The sequence below is a fragment of the Streptomyces indicus genome, from assembly GCF_900100315.1.
Lineage (GTDB): Bacteria > Actinomycetota > Actinomycetes > Streptomycetales > Streptomycetaceae > Streptomyces > Streptomyces indicus.
Map to the genome: position 1 here is coordinate 21,727 of NZ_FNFF01000032.1, position 6,181 is coordinate 27,907.

Annotated in this window: 6 protein-coding genes; 3 read left to right on the forward strand and 3 right to left on the reverse strand. The window is 72.9% G+C overall.

The features are described 5' to 3' along the window. The first annotated feature begins 39 nt into the window (after positions 1-39). Both BLT97_RS36300 and BLT97_RS38225 read left to right on the forward strand, forming a co-directional pair. The gene (locus BLT97_RS36300) at positions 40-729 is read left to right on the forward strand and encodes a P-loop NTPase family protein (RefSeq protein ID WP_143041445.1); all 690 of its coding nucleotides are present in this window, start codon (positions 40-42) and stop codon (positions 727-729) included. A 219-nt stretch (positions 730-948) separates the two neighbouring features. Then, a complete protein-coding gene (locus tag BLT97_RS38225) occupies positions 949-1,764 on the forward strand; it encodes a hypothetical protein (RefSeq protein ID WP_093618189.1) in 816 nt (271 codons plus the stop codon). 75 nt (positions 1,765-1,839) lie between these two features. On the opposite strand, the gene BLT97_RS36310 is transcribed toward BLT97_RS38225, so the two are convergent. Then, entirely contained in the window at positions 1,840-2,361 is a 522-nt protein-coding gene (locus BLT97_RS36310; protein WP_093618191.1) for a hypothetical protein, read from the reverse strand. A 459-nt stretch (positions 2,362-2,820) separates the two neighbouring features. Between BLT97_RS36310 and BLT97_RS36315 the strand changes: the two genes are divergently transcribed. Continuing rightward, entirely contained in the window at positions 2,821-3,210 is a 390-nt protein-coding gene (locus tag BLT97_RS36315; RefSeq protein WP_093618193.1) for a hypothetical protein, read from the forward strand. Between the two features lie 67 nt (positions 3,211-3,277). Here BLT97_RS36315 and BLT97_RS36320 read toward each other — a convergent pair whose 3' ends face one another. Further along, positions 3,278-4,477, reverse strand: a complete 1,200-nt coding sequence (locus BLT97_RS36320; protein ID WP_093618195.1) for a hypothetical protein — start codon at positions 4,475-4,477, stop codon at positions 3,278-3,280. A 104-nt stretch (positions 4,478-4,581) separates the two neighbouring features. Then, positions 4,582-5,730 carry a TniQ family protein gene (locus BLT97_RS36325; protein ID WP_093618197.1) on the reverse strand — a complete coding sequence of 383 codons (1,149 nt, stop codon included), beginning with the start codon at positions 5,728-5,730 and terminating at the stop codon, positions 4,582-4,584. Between the last annotated feature and the right edge of the window lie 451 nt (positions 5,731-6,181).

A 6,181-nucleotide genomic window follows, 5' to 3' on the forward strand; every position in this document is an offset into this window, starting at 1 on the left:
CGGCGCCGGGATCACGGATGCGGCGGATAGCCTTCCGCCATGTCATCTCTGATGTTCCAGCTCCCTGAAAAGGGCCGCCGCGTGACCTTCATCGGCAAGGGCGGGTCGACCAAGACTCACACCCTCGCCCACGTCCGCGGCCACTGGGCCCGCATGGGCTACCCCACGGCTGCAATCGACTCGGACCAGCCGGGCGAGGATGAGGACGGTTCTCTCTACGCGTGGGACCAGTTGTGCGGCGGCCTGGTCAAGAACAGCCCCGTCGTGGCGCAGTACAGCGCGCTGCACTTGCCGGGCACCATCGCCAAGGAGACCCCGGCCGGTGGCCTCCTCGGCATCGACACCGGGGCGTGGTCCAACACTCCCGGCGGGACGCATCACTCGGCCCTCGCCATGTCGGATCTCGCCGTTCTGTGCCTCCAGCCCGCCGAGGGTGAGCTCCACCGGTCGGCGTCCGTGTGGCTCGCCCTCAAGTACCTGGAAGACACCACGGGACGCCGCCCCGAGCTCGTCGTCCTGTTCACCCGGACCCACCACAACGCGAAGGCCAACGACGAGGCCCGCCGCGCCCTGGAGAAGCGCGAGATCACCGTGTTGGAGTCCAGCGTCCCGAACCAGCAACGCGAGGGAGGCTACTCTCGCGCGTTCGGGAAGGCGCTCGATCTCGCCGACGACGACCCCATGCATAAGGTGGCTGTCGAGATCCTGACGAAGGTGGCGATTCAGTAGATGAGCATGGATGCAGTGTTCGGCGACGCCTTGGCCACCCGTGGGCGGGGGGCGGGAACGGGCAAGCCCGAGAAGCCCGTACCCGCCACGTTCACCGCGCCCGGAGTGCCGGCGCCTGCGGGAACCCCGGAAGTCGAGGCCGCTCCGGAGACTGAGGCCGGGGCGGCGCACGCCCCGGCCGAGGGGGGCGTCCCGCCAATTGGCGGGAAAGTGTTCGATGTGAATTCGAACAACGGCGAGGGGGGTGCACCGGCCACCACCGAGGCGGGCGGCGCGGCCGAGGCCGTGAGTCCACTCTCGGAGGAGGACCGACTCCTCCTGAGTCAGTGTGAGGGCCGGATTCAGGCGTTCGGGAAGGCTGCGGCCGACGCGGGCGAGGCGTTCGACACGATCAAGAACAAGGAGCTTCACCGGCACTACCGGATGACGTGGGCCGAGTACACCCTCGCCCGCTGGGGGGTGTCGGTCTCGCAGGTCGACCGCCTCATTGCCGCCGCGCCCGTCATGCGGGAGCTGTCCATCCCGAACGAGGGCACGGCGCGCGAGCTCGTCCCCGCCTACCGGGATTGGGGCGCGGACTCGGCGCGGGCGCTGTGGAAGGGCACCAAAGAGGGGTCCGGGAACAAGCCCACGGCCAAGGTGTTGAAGGCCGCCGTGCAGAGCGCGAAGGAACGCGTCGGGGACGGGAACAAGGTCCCGGCCCCGGACAAGCTCGAAAGCCTCGCGCGCAAGACCGTTGCCCGGGTCGTCAAGGAGGAGGAGGCGGCCAGGGCGAAGAAGGCCGCCGCGAAGAAGGCGCCGGCACCGGCACCGGCCGCCGCGGGGGAGGCCGAGGGGAACGGTACGGAGACGTCGACCGCACCGACCGGCGAAGCGTCCGCATGGGTCCTGCCGGACAGTGCGGTGACCGAGTTCTCTCGCCTGTTCGTCTCCCAGGCCGAGGCGACGGGCCGCCCGCCCGAGGAGATCGCCATAGAGGCGTACGACGTGCTGCGCAAGCACTACGGCGCGGCGGCTGACCAGTCCGCCGCGTAGGCCGCCGCAGAACCCGCCATACGGCGCGGCCCCGGGAGTTCACTTTCCCGGGGCCGCGCCGTTTCGTGCCTGCGGTCAGTCGGCGGCGGGAACGGGGCGGCCGATGCCCTCGGCGAGGAGCTCGGCGGGGAATCCGTCACGGCACCACGTCACCGCGAGATCCGAGGCGAAGCCGTTCCCGTGCAGCAGCGGGCCGTGTTGGCTCAGCAGACGTACGGCCTCCTCGGCGCGCACGGGAATGCCTAGGTATGCACGGCCGGGCCGCGGCCACGTCAGGTCACGCGCGGCACCGTCTCTGCCTGCGCACCATGCGTGTTCGACGGGCCACGCAATATCCCACGCCAACCCCTCGACGTAGACGAGCTCGCCGCCGCTCGCCCATGCCCACGATGCCGCCTCGGTGTAGCACTTCCCGGGCTCGCCGGGCGGGGTGCCACCGTCCGGCCATGGGGCGGGGGTGAACAGGCGGCCGTGCGCGAGGAGGAGCGCCGACAGACTGTTGTGCACCCAGCCCGGACGCTCCCCGCGCAGTGCGGCATCCCTGCGCAGGTGGTCGACGAGCTCGCCCTCGGCTGTGGCGGGTTCGGTGTGGGGCATGGGCGGGGCTCCTCCTGGTGGTCGAGCGGGCACCGGTCGAGTCTGCCCGTTCCGGGCGGCGGCCGGGAGCCTCTCGGCCGAACCCGCCACGGGATGCGGCGGCCGGCACTTCCCGCCGCATCCCGCCCGGTGAATCCGCAGGTGGCACCGAACCCGCCATCTCGTGCACCCCCCTGATGCCAGCACCGCCACGGCGTGCACCCCTGCGGGGCGTCGCCCCTGGTCCGGAGTCTGTGACCTGCGGGAGCGAGGCCCGCCTCTCGGCTCTGAAACCGCCATTCCGTGCACCCCCCGCCTCACCTGCGGTTATGACGAGCACTCATATTTTGTGAGCTGGGGTCATACGGGACCCTGGTCCCGCCCGCCGGTCGGCGCACACCAAGACACTTGCAGTTCTACTTGTAGTTGAACTTCAACTCGTGTCATGGTGGAACCCCACCGAGCAAGGAGGCAGCACCGATGAACACCCCGACCCCCGCCCCGGCCCGCACGTTCGTGGTCGACGCCGAGACCCGCGCCCTGTTCGAGGACGTCGTCGCCAAGGACCGCCCGCAGCTCGGCGACGCCCTCGCCGTCGTCCGCGCCGACGCCGTCCCGGCCGGGGCGCTCGTCCTCGGCTGCTACCCCGACGGCGTGAGCGTCGAGGACGCGACCCCGGCCGGGGCGATCACACACTCGGACCCGTACACCGCCGCGCCGGTCCCGTACGACCCGGCGTGCGACTGCGTGGGATGCACTGAGGCCCGCGGCTGGTCCGGCCCCGTGATCACCCTCGCCACCGAAACGATGTGGGAGGCGTGCGACCCGGTCCCGGCCGCCGCGCCCGTCCTGGTCCGCCTCGCCGCGTAGAACCCGCCACGCACGAGGGCCCCGTCGCACACGCGACGGGGCCCTCGGCGTTCACCGGTCGAGGACGCTACGCCTCGGCCTGCGGCTGTCGGTCCCACAGATGCACGGTGCTGCCGGTACGGAGCGGTGCACCCTGCGGGCCCTTGATGTGCCCAGGAACGATGCGGTCCTCGTGCTGACAGTCCCCGGCCGCGTGCCCGCCGGGGTTGAGGCAGGTTGAACGGCGGTACGGACGCACGGGCCACCGGCAGGACCACGACGGTTCACGGCGGCCGGTGCTCGCTGCGGCGTCGGCGGCGGCGGCTTCCCGGGGCGGCCGTTGGGCGGTGTGGACGTTGACGACGCGGACGGCCGACGAGCCCGTGATGCCCTGCCGGGCGTCCCGCTTCCTACCGGAACGCTCCCGGGGGATCTCCTCTACCTCTGCCCACCGGGTGCCCCCGGCGGCCGTCATGAGCTGCCACGCGGTGTAGAGGGTGTGCGTCCATACGTCGGTGGTGTCGGGCCGGGCCTGGGCGAACTCGGCGCCCTCGATGAGCAACGCCTCGTTGTCCCAGTTGAGCGGTCCCCCGGGGACGTTGTGTCGCTCGGCCTCGATCATCCCGGCCGTCATGACTGACCCGTCCCGCATCGTGCCGAGTACGGTCTCCGGGGGCAGGCCAGAGAACAGGTTCCGGGGACTGTAGTAGGTCACCCAGATACCCCGGGTGCCGGGCGGGATCGCGGCGTAACCGTCGCGGGTGGTGTGGCCCCATGTCACCGGCTGACCCTCGACGTTCACGTCTTCCGGGGTCCACGCGGTCCACGACGCGGCCACGATCGGTGTCGTGACCTTGGCATCGACCCCCGGCCGGGCGGCGAGGGTGTCCGCCAGGGCGGCCCCGACGTCCTCGACGTATCCGCCGATGGGCTCGCCGAACACGATCAGCCCGGATTCCGCCGGCAGGCGGTCGACGCTCACCCGCTCCCGGGGCGGGGTGGCGGCGGCGGCCAAGGCCAGGGCCGTCATGTCCGCCGTGGCGTAGTAGAGCTCGGCCTCTTCGAGCCGGGCGCGCTCGGCCTTGTTGAGCAGGATCGCGGCGAGGGTGTCGGCCGCAATCGGCGCGTTGCGCATGGTGGGCACGATGGAACAGCGGCCCGCGCGGATCGCCTCGCGCATGGTGATGTTGGACGGCTCCGATGCGGTGAAGTCGACGAGCTGTGCGCGCCACTCCGGCAGTTGCCGGGGGTCCGGCGGCACCCATCGGGTGGGGGCGGCTTGCGTCATGGGTGGTGCCTTCCTGGTCTGTGATGATGGAGGCCGCGGCGGGCCGCCCCTACTACCGGTGGGGGCGGCCCGTCGTCCTGTCGGCACCGTAGTGCCGTGGGGTGTCAGCGGGTGCGCTTGTCGGGCAGGCCGGTGCACTCGGGGTAGGGCACCCATCGGCAGCTCGGCGCGCGGCCGTCGCACCGGGGGCATACGGCCGTGACGGACGTCAGGGGCAGGCCGTAGACCCACATGAGGCAGGAGGGCGCCCGGAAGGGGCCGGGCTCGGTCGGCCGTCGGTGCAGCGCGGGGAGGTGGTTCCATCGGCGGTCGGCGGCCGTGCGGCCGGACGACTTCCCGGCAGGCTCGGGCCGGTGCTGCTCTAGCCAGTAGTCGAGGGGTGCCCGCTCTTGCCGGGTGAGGGTGCCGGCGGGGACGAGCTCGGCGACGACGTCCTCGACCCAGGCCGCGGACGAGGCCCCGCGCTTCCGGCGCCGTTCCTCCCATGACCACATGAGCTCGGCGAGGGTGACGGCCTCGGGGTAGACGACGACGGGTGCGGCCCGGCGGCGGTGCCGGGTCATGCCGAGGGCCTCCTCGCGGGTGTGCCAGACGTCGGCGACGGCCTTCCCGCCTTCCCGGCCGGGGCCGCGGCGGCGGGGGAGGGAGACCCACCACCACAGCATCACTTGATGGGCGTCGGCGAGGAGGGCGTCACCGACGGGGCCCAGGCGGTGGACGAGCTGTCGGTGTCGGTGCAGCGCCCATCCGAGATCGGGGACGGGCGCGGTGTCGACGAGGTACCCGCCGTCATCCCCGGCGAGCCACCGACGGCCGCAGGGGCACGGCCGCCAACGGTGGCCGGTGGCGGCGAGCCACGCCCCGGGTTCCATGCACAGCGGGCAGGCCGGCAGGGGGGCGGCGCCGAGCTCGTCGGGCCACGGTTCGATGCGTGCGGCCTCGACGTCGGCGACGCGGTCCGGGTGCGCGCCGGGGAGGGCGCGGGACAGTTGGTCGGCGTCGCGGTCGACGAGTGAGGCGAGCCGGGCGAGGGCCTCGGGGGAGAGGAGGAGTTCCTCCCGGCGGGGGTCGAGGTCTCCGTCGGGGAGGTCGAGGCCGTCGTCGAGGGCCCGCAGGAGCCGGGGGAGGTCGGGCCCGTTGGCGGCGGCGGTTCGGGCGAGGAGGGAGAGCGTTGTCTCGCCCGGGATCAGCGGAACGCGGATCGGGAGCGCGAGGGAGGTCTCCGCCGGGGGTGCCGGGTCGGTGTGCGTCATGGCGGCACGGTGGCACACCGGGCCGACAGTCCGCCGCCGCCCGGGGACGCTTCGCTCGGACGTGCGGGACTCCTGTCGCGCCTTTGGCGCGTCCCTGTCAAGTTTGCCGGTAAACCGACCCGCCTCACCCCTGCACCCTGTCGGGTACTTGACGTGTTCTTGTCAAGTTTCAGGAGAGCGCCGGCACCCGGCCCACCGGCCGGACTCCGGGCGGCGGGCCCCGCTCCCCACACCCCGACAGGGACCGCCCCGCGCGGCCGGGTGCCTGTCGCGTGCCCTGTCGTGCCCCCTGTCGCGTGGCGCCCTGTCGTGTGGTGTGACCTGCGCGAACGCCCCCGACCCTCCCCCCTCGCGGGAGACGCGACAGGGGGGCGCCGACAGGGGCCCCCGGCGCCCGGCGGGCCCCCGCCGGGACCGCCTCGGCCGCCGCCGGGACCGCCTCCTCGGCCTC

Excerpts from the sequence above, each read along its gene's own strand:
- BLT97_RS36310 (WP_093618191.1), bottom strand. The coding sequence starts at position 2,361 with ATGCCCCACACCGAACCCGCCACAGCCGAGGGCGAGCTCGTCGACCAC.
- BLT97_RS36315 (WP_093618193.1), top strand. The coding sequence starts at position 2,821 with ATGAACACCCCGACCCCCGCCCCGGCCCGCACGTTCGTGGTCGACGCC.
- BLT97_RS36300 (WP_143041445.1), top strand. The coding sequence starts at position 40 with ATGTCATCTCTGATGTTCCAGCTCCCTGAAAAGGGCCGCCGCGTGACC.
- BLT97_RS36325 (WP_093618197.1), bottom strand. The coding sequence starts at position 5,730 with ATGACGCACACCGACCCGGCACCCCCGGCGGAGACCTCCCTCGCGCTC.
- BLT97_RS36320 (WP_093618195.1), bottom strand. The coding sequence starts at position 4,477 with ATGACGCAAGCCGCCCCCACCCGATGGGTGCCGCCGGACCCCCGGCAA.